At 73.4% G+C, this 20,422-nt stretch carries 20 protein-coding genes; 9 read left to right on the top strand and 11 right to left on the bottom strand.

Annotation, left to right across the window (positions count from 1 at the left end; genetic code table 11):
• Positions 1-322 precede the first annotated feature (322 nt).
• From hemA to C472_RS03905, 6 genes are all read right to left on the bottom strand, one after another.
• The gene (gene hemA, locus C472_RS03880) at positions 323-1,657 is read right to left on the bottom strand and encodes a glutamyl-tRNA reductase (RefSeq protein ID WP_006628491.1); all 1,335 of its coding nucleotides are present in this window, start codon (positions 1,655-1,657) and stop codon (positions 323-325) included.
• Positions 1,654-2,334 carry a precorrin-2 dehydrogenase/sirohydrochlorin ferrochelatase family protein gene (locus tag C472_RS03885; RefSeq protein ID WP_006628492.1) on the bottom strand — a complete coding sequence of 227 codons (681 nt, stop codon included), beginning with the start codon at positions 2,332-2,334 and terminating at the stop codon, positions 1,654-1,656. The genes hemA and C472_RS03885 overlap by 4 nt, the downstream gene beginning before the upstream one ends.
• 31 nt (positions 2,335-2,365) lie before the next feature.
• Positions 2,366-3,451 (bottom strand): siroheme decarboxylase subunit beta, encoded by a 1,086-nt coding sequence (gene ahbB / locus C472_RS03890; RefSeq protein ID WP_006628493.1) that lies wholly within the window; start codon positions 3,449-3,451, stop codon positions 2,366-2,368.
• A 52-nt stretch (positions 3,452-3,503) separates the two neighbouring features.
• Entirely contained in the window at positions 3,504-3,971 is a 468-nt protein-coding gene (locus tag C472_RS03895; RefSeq protein WP_006628494.1) for a DUF7112 family protein, read from the bottom strand.
• Between the two features lie 9 nt (positions 3,972-3,980).
• The gene (locus C472_RS03900) at positions 3,981-4,388 is read right to left on the bottom strand and encodes a 30S ribosomal protein S6e (RefSeq protein WP_006628495.1); all 408 of its coding nucleotides are present in this window, start codon (positions 4,386-4,388) and stop codon (positions 3,981-3,983) included.
• Between the two features lie 66 nt (positions 4,389-4,454).
• A complete protein-coding gene (locus tag C472_RS03905) occupies positions 4,455-5,204 on the bottom strand; it encodes a lipoate--protein ligase family protein (RefSeq protein WP_006628496.1) in 750 nt (249 codons plus the stop codon).
• A 144-nt stretch (positions 5,205-5,348) separates the two neighbouring features.
• Here C472_RS03905 and C472_RS03910 point away from each other — a divergent pair, with 144 nt between their 5' ends.
• The 3 genes from C472_RS03910 (at position 5,349) to C472_RS03920 (ending at position 8,706) form a co-directional block, all read left to right on the top strand.
• Positions 5,349-7,022 carry a sensor histidine kinase gene (locus C472_RS03910; protein ID WP_006628497.1) on the top strand — a complete coding sequence of 558 codons (1,674 nt, stop codon included), beginning with the start codon at positions 5,349-5,351 and terminating at the stop codon, positions 7,020-7,022.
• Positions 7,019-8,083: a hypothetical protein gene (locus C472_RS03915; protein WP_006628498.1), complete on the top strand. Its 1,065-nt coding sequence runs from the start codon at positions 7,019-7,021 to the stop codon at positions 8,081-8,083. Before C472_RS03910 ends, C472_RS03915 begins: the two co-directional genes overlap by 4 nt.
• Before the next feature lie 119 nt (positions 8,084-8,202).
• Positions 8,203-8,706, top strand: coding sequence for a PaaI family thioesterase (locus C472_RS03920; RefSeq protein WP_006628499.1), 504 nt, complete (start codon positions 8,203-8,205; stop codon positions 8,704-8,706).
• Here the strand turns inward: C472_RS03920 and C472_RS03925 are convergent.
• The 3 genes from C472_RS03925 to C472_RS03935 are packed head-to-tail and all read right to left on the bottom strand — an operon-like array spanning position 8,676 to position 12,987.
• The gene (locus C472_RS03925) at positions 8,676-10,748 is read right to left on the bottom strand and encodes a molybdopterin biosynthesis protein (protein WP_006628500.1); all 2,073 of its coding nucleotides are present in this window, start codon (positions 10,746-10,748) and stop codon (positions 8,676-8,678) included. The two genes, C472_RS03920 and C472_RS03925, sit on opposite strands and share 31 nt — an antisense overlap.
• Positions 10,745-12,028, bottom strand: a complete 1,284-nt coding sequence (locus C472_RS03930; RefSeq protein ID WP_006628501.1) for a molybdopterin molybdotransferase MoeA — start codon at positions 12,026-12,028, stop codon at positions 10,745-10,747. The genes C472_RS03925 and C472_RS03930 overlap by 4 nt, the downstream gene beginning before the upstream one ends.
• Positions 12,029-12,075: 47 nt before the next feature.
• Complete coding sequence (locus C472_RS03935; protein WP_006628502.1) at positions 12,076-12,987, bottom strand: CehA/McbA family metallohydrolase; 912 nt, start codon at positions 12,985-12,987, stop codon at positions 12,076-12,078.
• A 108-nt stretch (positions 12,988-13,095) separates the two neighbouring features.
• Here C472_RS03935 and C472_RS03940 point away from each other — a divergent pair, with 108 nt between their 5' ends.
• Positions 13,096-14,718 (top strand): GMC family oxidoreductase, encoded by a 1,623-nt coding sequence (locus C472_RS03940; RefSeq protein WP_006628503.1) that lies wholly within the window; start codon positions 13,096-13,098, stop codon positions 14,716-14,718.
• Positions 14,719-14,797: 79 nt separating this feature from the next.
• Here the strand turns inward: C472_RS03940 and C472_RS03945 are convergent, their stop codons facing one another.
• Both C472_RS03945 and C472_RS03950 read right to left on the bottom strand, forming a co-directional pair.
• A complete protein-coding gene (locus C472_RS03945; protein ID WP_006628504.1) occupies positions 14,798-16,336 on the bottom strand; it encodes a universal stress protein in 1,539 nt (512 codons plus the stop codon).
• Positions 16,337-16,384: 48 nt separating this feature from the next.
• Entirely contained in the window at positions 16,385-17,326 is a 942-nt protein-coding gene (locus tag C472_RS03950) for a DUF7139 domain-containing protein (RefSeq protein ID WP_006628505.1), read from the bottom strand.
• 156 nt (positions 17,327-17,482) lie between these two features.
• On the opposite strand from C472_RS03950, the gene C472_RS17440 reads away from it, so the two are divergent.
• The 5 genes from C472_RS17440 to C472_RS03970 are packed head-to-tail and all read left to right on the top strand — an operon-like array spanning position 17,483 to position 20,400.
• A complete protein-coding gene (locus C472_RS17440; RefSeq protein ID WP_006628506.1) occupies positions 17,483-17,659 on the top strand; it encodes a hypothetical protein in 177 nt (58 codons plus the stop codon).
• Between the two features lie 39 nt (positions 17,660-17,698).
• Entirely contained in the window at positions 17,699-18,433 is a 735-nt protein-coding gene (locus C472_RS03955) for a hypothetical protein (RefSeq protein ID WP_006628507.1), read from the top strand.
• A gap of 18 nt (positions 18,434-18,451) precedes the next feature.
• Positions 18,452-18,766 (top strand): hypothetical protein, encoded by a 315-nt coding sequence (locus C472_RS03960; protein WP_006628508.1) that lies wholly within the window; start codon positions 18,452-18,454, stop codon positions 18,764-18,766.
• Positions 18,767-18,790: 24 nt separating this feature from the next.
• Positions 18,791-19,300, top strand: a complete 510-nt coding sequence (locus C472_RS03965; RefSeq protein WP_006628509.1) for a nucleoside deaminase — start codon at positions 18,791-18,793, stop codon at positions 19,298-19,300.
• On the top strand, positions 19,297-20,400 hold the full coding sequence (locus C472_RS03970) for a carbohydrate kinase family protein (RefSeq protein WP_006628510.1): 1,104 nt from the start codon (positions 19,297-19,299) through the stop codon (positions 20,398-20,400). Before C472_RS03965 ends, C472_RS03970 begins: the two co-directional genes overlap by 4 nt.
• The last annotated feature ends 22 nt before the right edge of the window (positions 20,401-20,422 follow it).

Below are 20,422 nucleotides of genomic sequence, written 5' to 3' on the forward strand. Positions count from 1 at the left end.
GAAGCCGCCGGCTGCCAGAGGGACCGAAGGTCCCTCGCTGGAGTCAGTCGCCGGAGCAACGCGGAGGCGACTGACGAGGGTGGAGAGGCGTGGGGGGCGGTGCTGTTGCTGTGGGCGGGACTCGAAGGGGCGGTCGCCGGCACCGCAGGAACGAGCGAAGCGAGTGACGAGGAGCACAGCGAGCGCACCGAGTTCTCGCGGCTGGAGCTTCGGCGTTCGCCTCGCTGTTCCGCGTTCGATCTCCCCTCGGCCGCGACGGGGTCGAAGAAGGGGCTCCGCGAATGGACGGTACAAGAACAGGCCCGGAACGCACCGAAACGGCTTAGTCGTCGAGTTCCTCGGCGACGGAGTCCGGGACCGCGTCTGGACCGGCGTCCGCGATCGCGTCGACCTCCTCGGAGCCGGCCGCCTGCGACGTGAACTCGGGGTCGAACAGACGGAGCGCGGTGCGGATCGTCTCCCAGTCGTCCTCGCCGGCCGCGTCCCGCAGCGACCGGGTCGGTGCCGCGAGCAGCTGGCCGACGAGGGCGTCAGCGAGGTCCTCGACCGTCTCGCGCTGCTCGTCGGTCAGACCGCCCTGCGCCTCTAGCCTCGACATCGCGCGGTCGAGCTCTCTGGCCTTCACCTGGTCCGCGCCCGCGTACATCGACGAGATGGCGTCGTCGGCGCGCTTGCGCTTGTACGCCTCCAGGATGCGGTCCAACTCCTCGTCGATGATCGACTCGACGTCGCGGGCCTCCTGCGCCCGGCTCTCGCGCGTCCGGCGGGTGACGTCTTCGAGGTCGTCGATGTCGTAGACGGTCACGCCCTCGCGGGCCCCCGCCGCCGGGTCGACGTCGCGGGGCTGCGCGATGTCGATACAGACGAGGCGGCCGGCCCCGTCGACGTACGACGGGTGGACGATCAGGTCCGGGCTCCCGGTCGCCGTGACGACGAGGTCGGCGTCCGGGATCACCGCGGGGAGGTCCGCGAGCGACACCGCCTCCGCGGGGGTGTCGACCTCCTCCGCGACGAACTCAGCGTTCGGGACGGTGCGGTTCGCGACGAGTATCTCCGCGACCGGCGTGTCGTCGAGCGTGCGGGCCGCCAGCGTGCCCATCTCGCCCGCGCCGACGACGACGGCCGTCCCGTCGGTCAGGTCGATCTCGCTCGCCGCCAGCCGGACCGCCGCGGAGCCGAGCGAGACGACGCCCTCGTTGATCTCGGTCTCCGTGCGGGCGCGCTCGCCGACGTGGAGCGCCTTCGTCACCGCGTCCTTGAGGACCGGACCGATGCCGCCGGCGGACTTCGACTCCTCGTAGGCCTCCCGCAGCTGGCCGATGATCTGGTCTTCGCCGAGCACGAGCGACTCCAGCCCGGACGCGACCCGCATCAGGTGCTCCAGGCTCTCCTCGTGGTCGAGGCGGCGGACCGCGCCGCCGCGCACGTCCGGCGCGAACGTCGAGAGCGCGGTCGCGCCGTCGATCGTGCGGTCGGTGACGACGTACGCCTCCGAGCGGTTACACGTCTGCACCGCGAACGCCTCCTCGACCCCCTCGCGTGCGAGCAGGTCCGAGACGGTCGCGCGGACGCCGTCGCCGCCGGCGGCCTCGATCTCGTCGACGGTCGCGTCGGCGTGGGCGACGCTCACGCCGGCGATCGCACCCGTCTCTCTCATCGGTCGAGTACCTCCTCGATCACGGTGTCAGCCTCTTGCCGTCCGTAAGATCTCCCCTTTTGTAAAGCCTTCCAAACCCCCCGCGATCTGACGACGCGCCGGACTGCTTCCCGACGCTTCTCGGGCGCGACCCCCTCCGCTTTCAGCTCCTCGCGGATCTCGCCGGAGATCCGCGCCATCTCGCCCGCGCCGTCGATCTCGGCCTCGATCCGCTCGCGTAACGCCTTCGCGAGCGCGGGGCTGGTCCCGCCCGTCGAGAGCGCGACGGCCACCGGATCGTCCTCGACCGTCGCGGGCACCACGACGCTCCCGGGGTCGCGCTCGCCCGAGACGTCGGTCCGGTTGACCAGCACGCCTCGGTCGAGCGCGGCCGACTCCACCGCGCCGTTGACCGCCGCGTCGTCGGTCGCGGCGACCGCCAGCGCCGGGTCGAACCGATCGAGCCAGTCGCCGACGGCGGCGGCCTCCGGGGCGGCACGGACCAGTTCGATGGCCGGCCCTTCGCCTCCGTTTGCGTCCGTGTCGTCCGCGAACTCGTGTAACCGCTCGTCGAACGCCGGACTGACGACGACCACGCGGGCGGCGTCGTCGAACCCGCGGGCCTTCCGCGCCCCGACGGAGCCGCCGCCGAAGACGACCACCGTCTCGCCAGCGAAGTCGTGGTACAGCGGGGTCACGGCGCACCTCCGGGGGTCGGCGTTCGGCGGGTCACGCCGTGTTGCTGTCCGCCCGGTCCGCGATGCGGATGCCGGTCTTCTTCAGGATGCGCGTCGAGAACAGGGTGTCCCAGTCGTCGGCCCCGACGTCCCAGTGCTCGGCCATCAGCTCTCGCACCTCCGCGATCCGGCGCTCGGACTCCGCCTCCGTCCGGCCGTGCGTCATCGCGAAGAAGTTGTACTCCCAGACGCCCGCGTGCCGGGGGCGCTCGTAGCAGTGCGTGACGAAGTCCAGCTCCGCCACGGCGGGACCGACCTCGTCTAAGACGTCCTCCGGCACGTTCCAGACCGTCATCCCGTTCTCCGTGTAGCCGAGCGCGTAGTGGTTCGGGATGACGCCGACGCGGCGCACCTTCCCCTCCCGCTCGAACCGCTTGATCGTTTCGACCACCCAGTCGGTGTCGGCGTCGATCGCGGCCGCAACGTCGGCGTACGGCGTCTCAGTCGCCGGGAGACCGCCCTGTATCTCGACGACCAGATCGCGCTCGTCCGGAGTGAGCGTCTCGCGCTCGCTCGGCGACACGCCGGGGCCCAACTCCGATAGGTCGACGTCGCCGTCGGGGACCGGCCCGTCGACGAGGAACTTCGCGCCGACGTGGAACTCCCGGAGCTTCGGGAGGTTGTACGTCTCCTGCCCCGTGGCGGTCTCGATCTCCGCTAACACCTCCTCCACGCGGTCGCTCCCGTCCTTGTCCGGGTCCGGGTGGTCCGCGACGCTCACCACGAACCACATGTTGAGGTGGGGGTGCTCCCGCTCGTAGTTGTGCGCGACCGCGGTGAACTCGTTGACCGTCTCCGCGATCTCCTCGTAGCGGTCCGCTGGCGCGTGCATCGCGACGAGCGACGCCGCGCCGCCGATCTCCTCGGCGTTGACGAGCGCGCCGAACCGCGAGAGGATTCCCTCCTCGTCGAGTTCGCGGACGCGCTCGCAGAGCTCCGGTCCCGTCACGTCGACGCCGCGCTCGCGGAGCGCGGCCGCCGCCGCGTCGAAGGGACGCTCCGCGACCGGGAACCCGCCCTGGAACGCGTTGATGATCGCGCGGTCGAGCGCCGTCAGGTCCGCGTCGACCTCTTGCATGGGGAGATATCGGAGCCGAGCGAGAATAAGCGGTTCGACCTGCCTCGGCGAGCTACTCGTCCACGTCGCGGGCGATGTCCGCGAGCGACGAGCGGGGACCGCGGTTCGCGTCGTAGACGGTCCGGTCGCCGGGGATCCGGAGGCCGTACAGCTCGCCGGGCACCACGACGTCGAGGACGACGCCCTCGCCCGGCTCGCGGTCGTTCGCGTCGAGCCACTCGACCAGCCGGTTCGCCCCCTCGCCGGCCTCGCGCGCGAGCCGCCGGTTGTCGGACGCGCCCCGCAGGAGCCGCCCCTTCGAGTCGCTCGCGACCCGCGCGTGGTACTCCTCGCGGTCGATCGCGACCCGAACGAGGTCGCCCGCGCTCACGCCGAGCGCGTCGCAGGAGCCGGACTCGACGCGGCCGTCGAGCGCGTCGTCGTTCGGGAGCCTGACGCAGGGGCGGCGAGTGCCGCCGCTCCGGGCGAGCGAGACGCGAACGGAGGCAACGTCCTCGCCGTCGGAGGGGACGCGAGGCATCGGGGGTCCTTACTCGTCGGCTTCGTCGCCGTCCGCGTCGCCCTCGCCGAGCGCGGCCGCCACGTCGCCGTCGCCGTCGACGACGCTCGCGTTGATCTGCGCGACGTCGTCGTCGATCTCGCGGCCGCGGACGGTGATGCGCTTGCGCTCGCCCTCGCGGGACGGCTCGAAGCCCACGCCGCCCTCTAAGAGGAGCTCCTTCAGTCGCGTGCCGGAGACGTCCTCGCGCATCGGACGGCCGGTCTCGTCGGAGCCGCCGGTGAGTTCGATCGTGTGCTCGGGGAGCCCGACGGCGTCGCCGCCGATCTCGTCGCCGAGTTCGCGGCCGAGGAATCGGTTGGCGTCCTGTCCGTCGACCTCTCGCTGGAACGTCTCGCCGGTCTCGGGGTCGGCGACGACGACTTTGAATTCAGCCATGCGCGAACCCAGATGCCCGCGCATAAAAAGCACGTCGAAACGTCGGAACCGCGCGGCGCGCCGGGCTCAGGCGTCTCCCCCGCCGACGCGGGCGATCCGGCGCTCCCCGTCGCCCCACGGCCCGTCGACGAACGCCGCCTCGACCGCGCGGGCCACTCGGTCCGGGTCGTCCGGCCCGCCGGCGTCGGCGACGCTCCCGACCGACGCCGGGTCGAACGGCACGCCGAGCGCGTCGTAGACCGGCTCCGTCACCCCGGCGATCGCCTCGGGGTCGGCCGCCGAGACGACGAGGACGCCCGCGACGAGCGCCGCGTCGGCGCGGACGCGCTGTGCGAGTCCCGCGACCTTCCCGCCGCACTCTGCCTCCGCATCGCTGCCTGCCGCTTCCCTGCCGCCGGCGACCCGCAGGGAGTGGTCCCCCGGACAGAAGGATTCCGGCGGCTCCCCGCGGACCACGTCCGCCCCGAGGCCGCGGAGCGCGTCGCGGAGCGTCTCCGTCGCGGTCTCGTACCGCGAGTCGATCGATCCGCGCCCCTCGCCCGTCGGCACCGCGACCCCGAACGAGAGCGTCGACCCGGTGTACGCGACCGCGCGGCCGCCCACGTCGCGCTCGACGACCGGGAACCCGGCGTCGCGAGCCGCGCGCTTCGCCCGGTCGAATCCGGACTCTCGGGCGTCGCGGCGGCCGAACGCGACCTGCCGGGGCGGCGCGGTGACGCGGACGGCCGGGACGCCCTCGGCGGCCGACGCGAGCATCTCGGCCGTCGGGGCGCGGTCGGCGGCCGGCGTCGCGAACTCTCCCCTGTACACGCGCATACGAGGGCGGAGGACCGCAGCGCCGAAGCCATTTGCGCTCGCTTCGAATCTCCCTGCCGCGTCGTCCGCGAACCCCTTCACGAGCCGCGAACGCCGTCCCGTGACACAACAGTTTTGTCGGGGCTGAGAGTGATATCGATATCGATGAGCGACCTGAGCGCCCTGCCGGTCCAAGCGTACCTCGTCGCCTGTCTGCTGGCGGGGGCGATCGGGCTCTGGCTCGGTCGGGTCGCGTGGCACGAGCGCGACGAGCCGGGAGGGCTGGAGGTCGCGCTCTACCTGCTCTGTGGCGGGGGCGTCGCCCTCCTGTACGCCTTCCGGATCGCGCTCCCCGGCGAGGTCGGGATGACGGTGGCGCTCAACCTGGCGACGCCGCTCGTCGGGGCGATCCCCGTCCTCTGGATCCTGTTCGCGCTCGCGTTCACCGGCCACGAGCGATGGCGGACGGAGCGCCGGATCGTCGGGATCGCGACGCCCGCGTTCGTCTGGGTGCTGCTCGCGTGGTCGAGCGCGACCCACGGGCTGGCCCGGGGGCCGGTGACGGCCGTCGTCGACGGTCCGTTCACGCTGCTCGGATACGGGCTGGGACCGGTCGGCGGGGCGTACGTCCTCCTCGCGTACGGCCTGTGTGTCGCCGGCGCGCTGCTCGTCGTCGACCTCTACGAGCGGACCGGGAACCGCTACCGGCTCCAGACGTTCGTCGTGCTGCTCGGCACGCTGTTCCCGTTCCTCGCGGGGGTGGCGACGTTCGTCGACGTGGGGAGCTACGCGCACCTCTCGTGGCTGCCGACGGCGTTCGTGATCCACGGCGTGTTCCTCTACGGCACCGTCTTCTGGCTCGGGACCCTCGACGCCGCGGTCGTCGCGCGCGACACCGCCGTCGAGGTGATGCAAGACCCCGTGATCGTCTCCGGGTCGGACGGGCGGATCCGCGACCTCAACCCGGCGGCCGAGGCGCTCCTCCCGCCCGACGCGGTCGGCTCGTCGCTGTCGGCCGTGTTCCCGCGGCTGGAGGACGGCTCGGAGCACCCGATCGCGATCGGCGACCGCCAGTTCGACATCCAGGAGAACCCCATCACCGACCCGCGCGGCACCGACCGCGGACACGTCTTTCTCCTCCGCGACGTGACCGCGCGGGAACAGCGGCAGGCGGCGCTCGAACGTCGCGAGTCCGAACTCGAACGCCAGAACGAGCGCTTGGAGGAGTTCGCGGGCGTCGTCTCGCACGACCTGCGGAACCCCCTCGCGGCCGCGTCCGCGGCCGTCGAACTGGCCCGCCAGCGCGGCGACGACCCCGACGGCTCGCTGGAGCGGGCCGCGAACGCCCACGAGCGGATGGACGACATGATCGAGGGGCTGCTCGCGCTGGCGACGGCGGGCGAGACGGTGGACGAGCTCGACCGCGTCTCGCTCGACGGGACCGTCCGGCGCGTCTGGTCACGCCTGGAGACCGCGGACGCGACGCTCGCCGTCGAGGGCGACGCGACCGCCCTCGCCGATCGCGACCGGCTCGAACAGCTGCTCTCGAACCTGTTCCGTAACGCGATCGAACACGCGGGCGCGGACGCCGCGGTCACCGTCACCGTCTCGTCCGACGGCGACGGCGTCACGCTCGCCGTCGGCGACGACGGCCCCGGGATCCCGCCCGCGGAGCGCGAGAACGTCACCGAACGCGGCGTGTCGCTCGGCGGCGGCACCGGGCTGGGGCTGGCCATCGTCGGCGACATCGCCGAGGCGCACGGCTGGACGCTCACCGTCGGCGAGTCCGACGCCGGCGGCGCGCGGTTCGTTATCGAGGGGCTGGAGGCGGACTCGTGACGGGAGCGCCGAACGGCCGCGACGACGAGAGCGACGGCGGCAGCGGTGACGGGACCGGCGACGACGGCGGCGACGCTCCGCCGAACGCGACGGTGTCCCTTCCGGCCGACGTCGTCGGGCGCTATCGGAAGTTCTCGCGGTTCAACTCCCCGTACCCCGCCCACCGGCGCGGTCGGGCGATCGACCTGTATCCGGGCGACGGAGTCGGTCGCTCGCCGGTGGCCGGGACCGTCCGCGAGGTCCGGAGTGTCGGCTGTCCGGACCGCCCGTACGCGGCCGACGAGGACCACCTGATCGTCGTCGACCTCGCCGAGGAGTGGTGCGCCCGCGCCGGCGCTCCCCCCGGCACCGTCGCGCGGATCCTCCACGTGATCCCCGAGGTGTCGCCGGGCGACCGGGTGGCCGTCGGCGACGCGCTCGGCCCGACGACGCGCTCCGGCTTCTTCGGGCAGTGGGTCGACGACCACGTCCACCTCGGCTTCCGCCCGCCGGACGCGAACCCGCTCAGGGCGAGCGGGTCGCTCCCGGTCGCCGTCGACGCCCCCGTCGAGCCGGTGACGTGGGACGGCACCGGGTCGGTGATCGAGCGCGGGCCGACGCACGTCGTCCTCGACGGGCCGGGGCGGAACGGGTCGAAGCGGGACGGTTCGCGCCGAAAGGGGCCCCGACGCGACGAGTCCGGCCCGGCGTTCGCGGCGCTCGCGAGCGACGAGGGGGTTCCCGTCGACGGCGGAGTGACGCACTACGCCGGGGGCGGAACGTTCGGCGCGGGGGAGGAGGTGGCCGCGCCGACCGGATCCGCGCTGTCGCTCCTCGGCACCCGGATCGGAACCGCGACCGAACACGATTCGGGGGCCGAGCCCGGAGCGCCGCGCGTCGAGTGGGCCCCGGTCGACGTCCTCGCGAACGGCGAGCGCGTCGTCGGCCTCTCGCTGTTCGCCGCGCGCGGCGACCGCTTCGGCGTCAAGGTCGTCTGTCCCGACGCGACATTCGAGGTCGGCGAGTCCGTGACGGTCGAGGTCGTCCCCAGCGACGACCCGATTCGACTCGGGGTCGGGTGAGCGGTCGCTCGCGCGGACGAGTTGCCCGGCTGGTCCGCGACCGGCCTGACCGACCAATCCGCGGCCCGTTGTCGGGCGTTTCCGGGGGCTACAAGCCGTCCGAGAGCGACGCCCGGGACATGGACCGCACGGAGATCGCGGCGATGGACCCGCTGCCGTCGGAGGCGACGGCGTTCGTCGAGCGGAAGCTGGAGGACGAGCACGGCTACCTCTCGTGGCTGAACACGTCGGTCGAGGTCATCGAGCGCGGGCGCGTCGTCCTCTCTATCCCCTTCGACGACAAGCTCACGAACGCCGACGGGCGGACGATCCACGGCGGCGTCGCGGCGACGCTGATCGACACGGCGGGCGGCGTCGCCCAGCGCACCGCGTTCGAGGACCCCCTCGACGGCGGCGTGGCGACGGTGAACCTCAACGCGAACTACCTCCGGCCCGCGACCGGCGACCTCCGCGCAGAGGCGGAGGTCGTCAGGGCCGGCGGCTCGATCGGCGTCAGCGACATGACCGTCACGACCGCCGGCGAGAGAGAGGGGGCGGACGGGGGAGGCGACGACGGTGGAGAAGGGGCTGACCGCTCCGAGGTCGTCGTCGGTCAGGGGTCGTTCCGGCTGTTCCGCGAGTAGCCCGGGAGGCCGTCGAGGATCGCGTCGAGCGCGGGACCGGCGTCGTCCGAACCGGTTTCTCGACCGTCCGCGGACAGTTCGGCCGCCAGCGCCGCGACCGGTTCGCGGTCGACGCGGTCCGGCGCGGCGCGGACGACGACCGACTGCTCGCCGAGCGGGACGAACCCGCAGCCGAGCCGGGCCGCCGTCTCGCGGAGGCCGAGCCCGGCGTCGGCGTCGCCGGCGACGACCGCGCGGACCGGGCTCTCGAACGCCTTCGCGGTCCGCTCGTAGCCGTCGATCCGCTCGGCGAGTTCGCGGCGGTCGGCGTCTCGCCCGTCGGCGAGGTCGTCGAGCCCCGCGTCGAGGCTGCGCCGCAGTCCCGAGACCGTCGGCCGGTTCCGGAAGCGGAGGTCGCGGTCGACGAGGTCCGCGAGCCCCTCCACGCCGTCGGGGTTCCCCTCGGGGACGATCAGCCCCCACTCGCGGGTCCACCGCCCCAGTTCCTCGGCGTCGACGTCGCGGTCGGTCGGGCCCGCGGTCACGGCCACGTCGGGGACGCCGTCGCGGAGGCGGCGGAGCCCCTCGCGGGAGCCGACCGCGAGGTAACGCGGGTTCGCGAGGCGGTCGAGCAGGCGGTTGAGCGCGGGGTCGTCCTCGCCGACCCCGAGCAGCGTCGGCGGGCGCACGTCGGGCGAGAACAGGTCGACTGAGACGGACTCGCCGGCGTCGAGGTACTCCGTGTCCGGGTCGACCGGGACGACCCCGTCGGCCTCGACGAGGCTCGTCGTCGCCCCCGATCCCTTGTCGACCGGGTAGACGAGCGGGCGGTCGTCCGCGTCGCCGCCGCGGTCGCCGTCGCTCACGTCGAGCAGGCCGACCGGCATCAGGCGCATGCGGCCCTCGCCGTACCGCTCGCCGACGCCCATCCGGCCCTCGACGGTCGCGGTCGCCGGCTCGGGCTGGCCCGCGGCCTCGCGGATCGCGGGCGCGACGAACGTCCGGAAGATCGTGAGCGCGGACACCGGGTAGCCGGGGAGGCCGATGTACGCGGACTCGTCGCCCCGCGAGCCGTCCGCCTCGTCGGTGCGATCGAGTCGGCCGACGAGCATCGGCTTGCCGGGCTTGACGGCGACCCCGTGGAGGAGGAGTTCGCCGCGCGCCTCGATGACGCGGTAGATCACGTCGACCGCGCTCGCCGAGGTCGACCCCGAGGAGAGCACGAGGTCGCACTCGTCGGCCGCCCGGCGGAGCAGCCGCTCCATCTCCTCGTAGTCGTCACCGGCGTGGGGGTAGAGGACGGGCTCGCCGCCCGCCTCCTCGACGCCCGCGGCGATCGTCGTCGAGTTCACGTCGTAGATCTCGCCGCGATCGGGGTTGAGGGCCTCGCCCGGCCGCACGAGCTCGTCGCCGGTCGAGACGATCCCGACGCGCGGCCGCCCCGCGACCGGGACCTCGTCGACGCCGAGCGCCGACAGCAGCCCGATCTCGCGGGGCGTCAGCCGCGTTCCGGGACCGAGCGCGCGCGCGCCGGCGGCGATGTCCGTGCCGGCGGTCATCACGTGGTCGCCGGGCGCGACCGAGGTTCGGACCGCGATCCGGGCCGCACCGTCGGCCGCGGCGTCGTGTCCGTCGCCGGTGTCACCACCGTCGCCGGCGTCGCCGCCGCCGTCCGCGTCGCCGATCTCGTCGGTCCGTTCGACCATCACGACCGCGTCCGCGCCGTCGGGCATCACCGCGCCGGTGGATATCTCCGCGCACGTCCCCGGTTCGACCGTCACGTCTGGCTCCGCGCCCGCGTGGACCGCGCCGGCGAGGTCGAGTTCGGCGGGATCGGCCTCGTCCGCGCCGAAGGTGTCGCGGGCCCGCACCGCATAGCCGTCCATCGAGGCGCGGTCGAAGCCGGGCACGTCGATCGCGGCGTCGATCCGCTCGGCGAGGACGCGGCCGCGGGCCTCCCGCAGCGGGACCGCCTCGGGGGCGGGCGAGAGGTCGAGCGAGTCGATCGCGTCCCGTGCGGCCTCGGGGGTCGCGAGGTCGCGGAACTCCTTGCGGTCGCTCACGCGTTCACCTCCCAGAGCTCCACGTCGACGGTCTCGCCGGCGTCGAGCCCCTCCCGCGGCTCCGGCACGACGACCCAGCCGTCCGCGAGCGCGACGCTGGATAAGATTCCGGAGCCGCTCGCGCGGGTCGGCGTCGCGGTCGGGAGGTCGTCGCCGTCCGCGTCGTCGGCCTCGTCGCCGTCGACCGACCCGTCGTCTCCCTCGCCGTCGCCAGCCGAGAGGCTCACCCGCGCGAACGTCCGGACGCCGGGCTCGCTGGCGACCTTCCGCCCCAGCGTCGCCCGCCGCGTCGGGAACGGGTCCGCGTCGACCCCGCCCGCCCGCTTCAGCGCGGGCCGGAGGAACTGCGCCGCGTTGACGATGCACGCGACCGGGTAGCCGGGCAGCGACACGATCGGCGTCCCCTCCGCCCGCCCGAGACACACCGGGTGGCCGGGCTTCAGCGCGACGCCGTGGACCAGCACCTCGCCGAGGCCGTCGACGACCTCCGGGATCAGGTCCCGCTCGCCGACGGAGGAGCCGCCGGTGGTGACGACCACGTCGGCGTCGAGGTCGGCCGCGACCGCCTCGCGGAGCGCGTCCGGGTCGTCGGTGACCACGTCGCGGTAGCGCGCCTCCCCGCCCCACCGCTCGACGAGCCGCGAGACGGTGAGGCCGTTCGTCTCGATCACCTCGCCGGGGCCGGGGTCGGACTCGACCAGCTCCTCGCCGGTCGGGATCACGGCGACCTCGGGCGGCTCGCGGACCGCGACCTCGTCGAGGCCGACCGAGCGCAGGAGACCGAGGTCCGAGGGCCGCAGGACGTGGCCGGGCTCGTAGAGTCGCTGGCCGGCCGCGACGTCCTCGCCCGCCTCGCCGACGTTCTCGCCGGTCGCGACCGCGTCGAACACCTCCACGTCGTCGCCGACCGACTCGACTTGCTCGATCATCACGACCGCGTCCGCGCCCTCGGGCACCGCGCTGCCGGTGTGGACGCGCGCCGCTTCGTCCGGTGCGATCGACTCCGTCTCGGCCGGTCTCGCCGAGAGGACCGCGGGAGAGCGGTCGCCGGCTCCGAAGGTGTCGCTCGCGCGGACGGCGTACCCGTCCATCGCGGCGCGGTCGTACCCCGGCACGGGCGACGGCGCGTCGATCGGCTCGGCGATCACCCGGCCGTCGGCCCCCCCGACCGGGACGGATTCGGTCCGGTCGTGAGGGGAGACGGCGTCGAGCAGGGTCGCCCTCGCGTCCGCGACCCGGGTCCGCCGCTTGAACCCGGACTCGCGTCTGTCGTGGCTCATACACACCTATTCGCGGCCGCGGGCAAAAACCCGTTCTCCGCCGCCGCTCAGGCGAACCAGGAGAGGAGCCGGCGGGTGCGGTGGACCGACTGGAGCGCGGCGACCTTCGCCGCCGCCGCGCCGTCGACCGCGGTCCGCTTGGTAGCCTTAACGCCGCGGGCCGCGCCGGTGCGCGCGTAGTACGCCGACCGGCGGCCCGCAGCGCCGACGTAGTGTTTCGCCGCCATCCGGATCGGCGCGCGCCGGCCCTCGACGGTCGTCGTGCCGCGGCGGATCGCCGCGAGCACGTCGTCGACGGTGACCGCCGCCGCCGACGCCCGCCCCTCGATCGTCAGGTCGGTGAACGCCCGCCCGACGTACTGGAGGTGGTGCGCGTCGCTGGCGGCGACGCCCGGATAGCCGTGTTCGGCCGCGAACCGCCGCGCGCGGCGGTTGCGGTTCCCCGTGAACAGCCACGCGTTGAACACCTCGATCGCGTCGACCTCGTCGACCGCGTCGGCCTCGCCGACCTCGTCGACCGCGCCGGTCCCTCCGCTCTCGCCGTCCGCGGCGACGCGGTCGCCCTCGTCGCCCGGATCGGGCGTCGGGATGTTGCGCCGGCGGACGCCGTGCCGCGAGCGCTGGAACGGGTGCGGGACGACGGCGACGCCGCCCAGCTCGTGGACCGCTCGGACGGTCTCGTCGTACGGCCGCCCGCGCGGCGGCATCCGGTCGACGCCGATGGCGAGCAGGTGGCCGTGCGCGGTCGACACCTCGACCCCGGGGATCCCGATCAGCCCGTACTCCGGGGCGATCTCCGCGGCGCGTTTCGACTCCCGGATCACGTCGTGGTCGGTGATGACGACCGCGTCGAGCCCGATCTCGGCCGCGTGTTCTAAGATTAGCTCCACCGGCTCGTGCCCGTCGTAGCTCCCCTCGGAGTGGACGTGCGGGTCGACGCTGACGGTGACGCGGGACACGCCCGGACTACGCGGCGGGAAGTATATAAATGGACGAGCGATATCGGCCCCCGACGGGCGGCGTGTGACACGGGTACACTTAATGAGCCGTCCCGCACATGATCGTCCATGATAGAAAGTGAGTACGACTACGTCGTCGTCGGTGCCGGGTCCGCGGGCTGCGTCCTCGCGAACCGGCTCACGCGAGACCCGGAGACGTCCGTGCTGCTGCTCGAAGCGGGCGAGCCGGACGGCGACCGGAACATCGAGATCCCGGCGGCGTTCCCGGAGCTGTTCAAGACCGAGACGGACTGGGAGTACTACACCGAGCCACAGGAGCACTGCGACGGTCGAGAGCTGTACTGGCCGCGCGGCAAGACCCTCGGCGGCTGCTCGTCGAACAACGCGATGATCTACGTCCGCGGGCACCCGTCCGACTACGATCACTGGGCGGAACTGGGCAACGACGGGTGGGGGTACGACTCGATGCTGGAGTACTTCAAGCGGGCGGAGCGGTTCGGCCCGGGCGGGTCGCCGTACCACGGGGCGGACGGACCGCTGAGCGTCACCGAACAGACCTCGCCGCGGCCCGCCTCCGAGGCGTTCGTCCGCGCCGCCGCCGCGGCCGGCTACGACCGGACCGACGACTTCAACGGGGAGACGCAGGAGGGCGTCGGCCTCTACCACGTCACGCAGGAGAACGGGAAGCGCCACAGCGCGGCCGACGCGTACCTGAAACCCGTCCTCGACCGCCCGAACCTCACCGCCGAGACCGGCGCACAGGTGACGGAGGTGACCATCGAGGGCGGCCGCGCGACCGGCGTGGAGTACCGGCGGGACGGCCGGGCTCGCAGCGCTGGCGCGAGCGAAGAGGTGATCCTCACCGCCGGGGCCGTCAACTCGCCGCAGCTGCTCATGCTCTCGGGGGTCGGCGACCCGGACCACCTCTCGGAACACGGCATCGACGTGGCGGTCGAGTCGCCGGGCGTCGGGCGGAACCTCCAGGACCACCTGTTCGCCTTCACCGTCTACGAGACGGCCGACGACGTGAGCACGCTCGACGACGCCGGGGGGCTGCTGGACGCGCTCAAGTGGTTCGCGCTCAAGCGCGGGAAGCTCACCTCCAACGTCGGCGAGGCCGGGGGGTTCGTTCGGACGAGCGAAGACGAGCCGCGTCCCGACCTCCAGTTCCACTTCGCCCCCTCGTACTTCATGGAACACGGACTCGCGAACCCCGCCGACGGCCGGGGGCTGTCTCTCGGCGCGACGCAGCTCCGGCCCGAGAGCCGGGGCCGGATCACGCTCGCGTCGGACGACCCCTTTGACGCGCCGCGGATCGACCCGAACTACCTCGCCGAGAGCGAGGACGTGGCGACCCTCGTCGAAGGGGTGAAACGCGCCCGCGAGATCGCCGCACAGGAGCCGCTCTCGGAGTACGTCGGCCGGGAAGTGTGGCCGGGCGAGGACGCGCAGTCGGACGAGGCGATCGAGGCGCACGTCCGCGAGGAGTGCCACACGGTGTATCACCCCGTCGGGACGTGTAAGATGGGCGATGACGAGATGGCCGTCGTGGACGACCGGCTCCGCGTCCGCGGCGTTGAGGGGCTCCGCGTCGCGGACGCGAGCGTGATGCCGACGCTCGTCGGCGGCAACACGAACGCCCCGACGATCGCGATCGCCGAGCGCGCGGCGGACCTGATCCGCGGCGACCGGGCGGAGTCGGCGGACGAGCCGGTCGCCGCCGCCGACTGACGCGGATCCGCTCCGCGGGCTGCCGCGCGCTCCCCCGCGCGCACCGCCGCCCGGGTCGCCGCCCGCGCCGCAGCAGGGCTCACTCCTCGCGCGACGCCCACGCGTCGCGGTCGGCGTCGCCGCGGTCCACGATCCCCACGTCGCACCGGACGTCCTGAATGCGCTCGAAGGTCGGCGGGGAGACGAGCCGCGAGGCCACGGAGCGGTCCCCGCTCGACCCCATGAGGACGAGGTCGTACGCGTCCGCGTTCGCGCCGAGGAAGTCCGTCACCTCCGCCCGCGCGACCCGCGTCTCGACCGGTCCCGCCGCGGTCTCGACGAGGTTCGCCAGCTTCGTCTCGGCCCGCCTGCGGTCGGACTCGGCGTCGATACAGGTACAGACGCTCACCCCGCCGGCCTCGCCGGCCAGCCGCTCAGCGAAGTCGATCATCGCGTGCGCCGAGTCACCGGGACGGGCGACCAAGACGAGGACGCGCCGCCAGTCTTCGACCTCCGTCGTCGACCGGAACGCGACGGCGTCGAGCGGGCCGGCGAACACCCCCCGAGTGAACGGGGAGAGGAGGCCGTCGTCGGTCTCAAACGGCGTCACGAGCAGGTCCGAGTTCGTCGCGCGCGCCGTCTCGACGGCGACCCGCGCCGGATCGCCGTCGGCCGCGACGACGATCTCGCAGGGCACGTCGAGCCGCTCCCGGATCGCCGCGGCGTGGCGTTCGAGCCGCTCGGCCGCGGTCGCCGCCGCCCGGTCCGTGACCGCCGCCTCGAAGTCGTCGTCAAGCGACGCTCGCACCGACTCCGGGAGGTCCTCGGGCGTCGCGGCGTCGTGATCGTCGAGCATCGCTCGCTCAGCGGCCGCCAGCTCCGCGTCGTCGACGACGTCGAGGAGCACGACCTTGCCGGCGTCGTGGGCCGCCGCGAGCCGCGCGCCGAAGAACGCGGTCGCCTCGCTCGTCTCCCCGCGCATCGGCACCAGCACGTGGTCGTCGGCCTGCGTCGTCCCGTAGAGGTAGCGGGCGCGCTCCTCGTAGAACCACCTGCGCCAGACGGCGAACGCGCCCGCGACGAGACCGCCGGAGACCGCGACGCCCGCGACGTAGGCCGCCGCCGGGTCGACGGCGGTGCCGAACACGAGCACCGCGTCGCCGCGCGCGCTCACGAGGACCAGGAGCGCCGTCGAGAAGGCGGCCGGTTCCTCCACGCCGGCCAGCCACGTCAGGCCGCCGCAGAGCATGATCGACAGCCCGGCGCTGAGCGGACTGATCGCGCCGGCCGAGACGCCGCCGATGCCCAGCAGCGAGAGCTCCAGCGCCACCCACCCCGCGAGCGCCCCCGCCACGAGGCCGCCGACGAACGTCCGCGGCGAGGAGTACTGTCCCTCGGGATCGGCGAAGAGCGTGTAGGTCCCCGACGCCAGCGGCGGGAAGAGGAGGAAGGAGAGGTCGGTCAGGTTCGTTATCTGGGTGACGAGCGCGATGAGCACCGGCACGAGCAGCAGCGTCGTCAGGTGGAGGAGGTTGGTCGTGTCCTCGGCCCACTGCCGGAGCTCCACCACCTCCCGGCGCTCGATCCGACGCGCGCGCCGGCGAGCGGCGGCGAGTTTCGCTCGCACCCTGTCCAGCATTACTCCCGCTTCGCCCGTGGCAGTCAAGAGCGTGGCGGCGCGCCCCGCTCAGCCGAACAGCCCCTTTATCCTGTCGACGACCGAGTCGCCGTCGTCCGCCTCTTCGGCCTCCCGACGCTGTTGTTCGCGCAGTTCGCGGAGCTTCGCGGCCTGGTCATCGGTCCCCTGTCCGCTGTCGGTCTTCGCCTCGCCGCCCTGGAGGCCCTTCAGTTCGGAGACCGCGTCGTTGACCGTGCCGGAAGTCGTCCGGGTCTCCGTCGCCGAGCCCGCGAGCTTCTCGGTGTCGACGTCGACGTCGTCGACCGCGCTCGTGTTCAGCTCCAGCCGCCGCGTCTCGGAGCGCTCGACGCCGCCCCACGTCAGCTCCGCGTCCTCCAGTTCGCGCTCGATGTCGGCGCGGACCGACTCCTCGGTGACCGCCTCGCCGTCCGCGCTCGAGCCCGGTCCGCCGCCGGTCTCCCCGTCGGCAGCTCCGGATCCGGCCGCGCTCCCGGCGTTCGCGACCGCGCCGCCCGTCGCGCGCTCGACGCGGTGCGCGACGAGCGCGCCGCCGGTCGCTCCGATGAGCGCCACCAGCCCGACGCTGTAGACGGCGACGATCTGCGCGCTGTAGTCGGGGTTCACGACGACGTTCCAGTTGTTCGGGTACGCCCAGACGAACGCGCCGGTCCCGGCGAGCGTTATCGCGGTGCCGGCTCCCGCGAGGTACAGCATCCGACGGTCGACCGGCAGGAGGACGACGATGCCCAACAGCAGTGCCGGGAGCCCGACCGCGCCCGCGACGGCGGCGACCTCGCGGACCGCGTACGTCGAGAGCGCGGTGGGGTCGAGCGTCGCGCTGTAGAGGAACACGACGACCCCGATCACCCCGAGGGCGATGCCGGCGAAGAACAGCCCGAAGCCGGCGTACACGTCGATCGTCCGGTCCGGATCGCCGACGTACCGCCGGTAGTACTCGATGAGGACGTTCTCGGCGTCCGCTTCGCTCATGTTCGAACGTTTCCGCCGAGTGTAATGACTGTTACCCTGACCGCGGCGGCGGCGACTCGGTTCGCCCGCCGTTCGAACGTCGTTCCGGTCTCCCCGCGTTCCCGCCCGACCCCCTGCGTTTTTCACGGCGGGCGACGACGTTGTACCCGAGAATCCGTGTCGTCCGAGTGCCCCCGCTGCGGCGGCGACCTGTCGACGCTCTCGCTCGGCGCTGCCACCGCCGTCGCCTGCGACGACTGCGGCTACGCCGACGTCGAGGCCGACCACTCCGGGGAGCCGGAGGCCGTCGAGAGCTGGGCGGACGCGCTCGCGCGCTTCGAGGAGAACCAGTAGCCGCCCCGAACCAACGACCCGTCCGACCGGACTCACACCATGCCCACGCTCGACATCACCGACGACCAGGCGGACCGGATCGAAGCGCTCCGCGAGGAGTTGGCCGCGGCCCACGCCGGCCCGTACGCCTCCGTCGACCGCGAGGACGCGGTCGCGTACCTGCTGGACCTCGCGACCGCCGTCGACGACCCCGACCGCCTCGCGGAGCCGACGGCCGACGGCGACGAGAGCGAGGGCGACGGCGGCGACGCCTCGGACGGACCGGAGGCCGGCGAACCCTTCGACCGCGAGCGAGCGCGCGAACTGCTGAGCGAGCGGAACAGGCGGCACACCGACCCCGCTCCGGACGACCCGATGGACCTCTCCGACATCGCGTCCGCCTTCGACGTGACGGGACGGAGCGGGATGACGAAGGCCGAACTCGTCGACGCGATCATCGACGCGGCCGAGCGCCTCGCGACCGACCCGTTCGTGCGCGTCGACATCGACCTCGGCGTCGACGCGGCCGATTCGGCCGAGACCGAATCCGACGAGAGCGAGTCTGCCGACGCGAGCGACGACGTGGGTGACGGCGGAAGCGACGACGATGGAGGCGCGGCCGGCGACGACGGCACGGGGCAGTTGAACGCGATGATGAGCCTCCTCGACACCCACGCCGACAAGTGGCGCGAGGGCGACGGCGACGCGCGGTACGAGGTCGACCTGCCGGACGGGAGCGTCGAGACCGCCCGGACCAAAGACGACGTGCGCGCGCTGCTGTTCAAGAACTACTGACGACGACACCACCGACAAATGGGATTCATCGACGCGGTCCGCGCGTGGCTCTTCGGCGCGGACGACGACGTAGACGACCCGAGCGAATCGAGCGGCGAAACCGACGCGGCCGACGGCGACGGAGGAGCGGGCGACGCGGGCGGCGAGGCCGACGGTCTCGACCCCGCGGCGGCGACCGAGACGCGGACCGCGGCCGCCACCGACGACGCGGTCGACGCGCTCCGCGACGTGCGGGAGTCGGGTCCGCCGGGCGACGAAGGCGGTTCAGACGGCGAAAGCGAGACCGACGACGGCCGCGAGCGCCCGCCGGACGACGACCGCAGGAAGCGTTAGGTGGTCGGAGGGGCACGTGGGGGTATGCCCGACGAGAACGAACTCGGTGACCCGGTCGCGGCCGACCTCCCGCCCGACGCGACCGACGGCGAGTACGTGGCGCGGACGATCGAACTGGCCGAGGAGGCGGTCGCGGCCGGGAACACGCCGTTCGGCGCGCTGCTCGTCGTCGACGGGGAAATCGTCCGCGAGGCCGGAAACGAGACGCGGACCGGCGACGACGTGGCCGCGCACCCGGAACTCACGCTCGCGCGGTGGGCCGCGCGCGAACTCGACGCCGACGAGCGGGCGGCCTGTACGATGTACGCCAGCACGGAGCCGTGCCCCATGTGCGCGACCGCGGTCCACTACGCGGGGGTCGGACGGGTCGTCTTCGGCGTCGACGGCGAGACCCTCGACGAGCTCTCCGGCGGCGTGGTGCCGATCCCCTGCGAGGAGATGATCCGACGCGCCGGCGGCGAGACGACGGTCGAGGGACCGATCGCCGTCGACGCGGCGATGAGCGTCCACGAGTCCTTCTTCGGCGAGCCGTGACGGCGGGACCGGAGTCCGGCGACGCGGCGGACCGCGCCCCACCCGCGGTCCTCTCCATCGGGGCCGCGGCGATAGACGAGTGGTACGCGGTCAGCAACCTCCCTGAGCCGGACGGCGGTGCGTTCGCCCGCGAAGTCACGTCCGCGTTCGGCGGCGTGGGCGCGAACGTCGCGGTCGCGCTCGACCGGCTCGGTCGGGACACCGGGCTCGTGAGCCGCGTCGGCGACGACGAGTACGGGCGGCGGGCGCGGAGACACCTCGCGGAGACCGGGGTCGACGCGACCCACGTCGCGGTCGGCGACGACCCCCACACCCGGTCGCTGATCTTAAGCGACCCGGAGGGGGAGCGCGCCATCGTCACCGCGGGCGAGAGCTTCCGCGGCCTGCGCTTGGACGACGCCGCGCTCGCGGCGATGGCCGACGCCGACGCCGTCTTCCTCACCGCCTACGCGCCCGACCGCGTCTCTCGGCGGGTCCTCGACCGGATCGCCGCGCTCCGGGAGAGCGCCGCGGACGCGGGCGGCGACCCGCCCGCGCTCGTCTTCGACCTCTCGGGGTCGGTCGAAGAGCTGGTCGACCGGGGAACCGAGCCGGAGACGATCCACCGGTTCCTCCACGCGGCTGACCTGTTCGTCGCCGACGGGGTGGCCGCGCCCGCCTTCTTCGGCTCCGAGACGGCCGCGGTCGAGCGGATCGCGGCCGCACAGACCGGCGCGTCCGAACGCGGTTCCCGGTCGGGGCTGCGGTCGCGAGGGGAACGCGAAGGATGTCGGACGTGGCCCCGGGCCGTCCTCACGCACGGCGCGGACGGGATGACCGCGGTCGCCGGCGGCGACGTCTCGCGGTTCGACGCGTTCGAGGTCGAGACCGTCGACGCGACCGGGGCGGGCGACGCGTTCACCGCCGGCCTGATCGACCGCTGGATCGCCGGCTCCTCATCGGGAACGGCCGAGGCCGATATCGCCCCCGGCGTCCGGTTCGCGGGCGCGGTCGCCGCGATCAACTGTACCGCCCGGTTCACGCAGCCGGGGCTCCCGACGCGGAGCGAGGTCGCCTCGTTCCTCGCGGAGCGGGGGTACGCCCCCGACGGGAGTCGGTGACGGGCTGTCGGTGGAAGCGACG

Origin of the sequence: Halorubrum tebenquichense DSM 14210 (genome assembly GCF_000337415.1) — an archaeon.
Classification (GTDB): domain Archaea; phylum Halobacteriota; class Halobacteria; order Halobacteriales; family Haloferacaceae; genus Halorubrum; species Halorubrum tebenquichense.

Coding starts and splice junctions, on each gene's coding strand:
- hemA (WP_006628491.1), bottom strand. CDS start 1,657: ATGAGAGAGACGGGTGCGATCGCCGGCGTGAGCGTCGCCCACGCCGAC.
- ahbB (WP_006628493.1), bottom strand. CDS start 3,451: ATGCAAGAGGTCGACGCGGACCTGACGGCGCTCGACCGCGCGATCATC.
- C472_RS03895 (WP_006628494.1), bottom strand. CDS start 3,971: ATGCCTCGCGTCCCCTCCGACGGCGAGGACGTTGCCTCCGTTCGCGTC.
- C472_RS03900 (WP_006628495.1), bottom strand. CDS start 4,388: ATGGCTGAATTCAAAGTCGTCGTCGCCGACCCCGAGACCGGCGAGACG.
- C472_RS03905 (WP_006628496.1), bottom strand. CDS start 5,204: ATGCGCGTGTACAGGGGAGAGTTCGCGACGCCGGCCGCCGACCGCGCC.
- C472_RS03910 (WP_006628497.1), top strand. CDS start 5,349: ATGAGCGACCTGAGCGCCCTGCCGGTCCAAGCGTACCTCGTCGCCTGT.
- C472_RS03920 (WP_006628499.1), top strand. CDS start 8,203: ATGGACCGCACGGAGATCGCGGCGATGGACCCGCTGCCGTCGGAGGCG.
- C472_RS03930 (WP_006628501.1), bottom strand. CDS start 12,028: ATGAGCCACGACAGACGCGAGTCCGGGTTCAAGCGGCGGACCCGGGTC.
- C472_RS03940 (WP_006628503.1), top strand. CDS start 13,096: ATGATAGAAAGTGAGTACGACTACGTCGTCGTCGGTGCCGGGTCCGCG.
- C472_RS03945 (WP_006628504.1), bottom strand. CDS start 16,336: ATGCTGGACAGGGTGCGAGCGAAACTCGCCGCCGCTCGCCGGCGCGCG.
- C472_RS03950 (WP_006628505.1), bottom strand. CDS start 17,326: ATGAGCGAAGCGGACGCCGAGAACGTCCTCATCGAGTACTACCGGCGG.
- C472_RS03955 (WP_006628507.1), top strand. CDS start 17,699: ATGCCCACGCTCGACATCACCGACGACCAGGCGGACCGGATCGAAGCG.
- C472_RS03960 (WP_006628508.1), top strand. CDS start 18,452: ATGGGATTCATCGACGCGGTCCGCGCGTGGCTCTTCGGCGCGGACGAC.
- C472_RS03965 (WP_006628509.1), top strand. CDS start 18,791: ATGCCCGACGAGAACGAACTCGGTGACCCGGTCGCGGCCGACCTCCCG.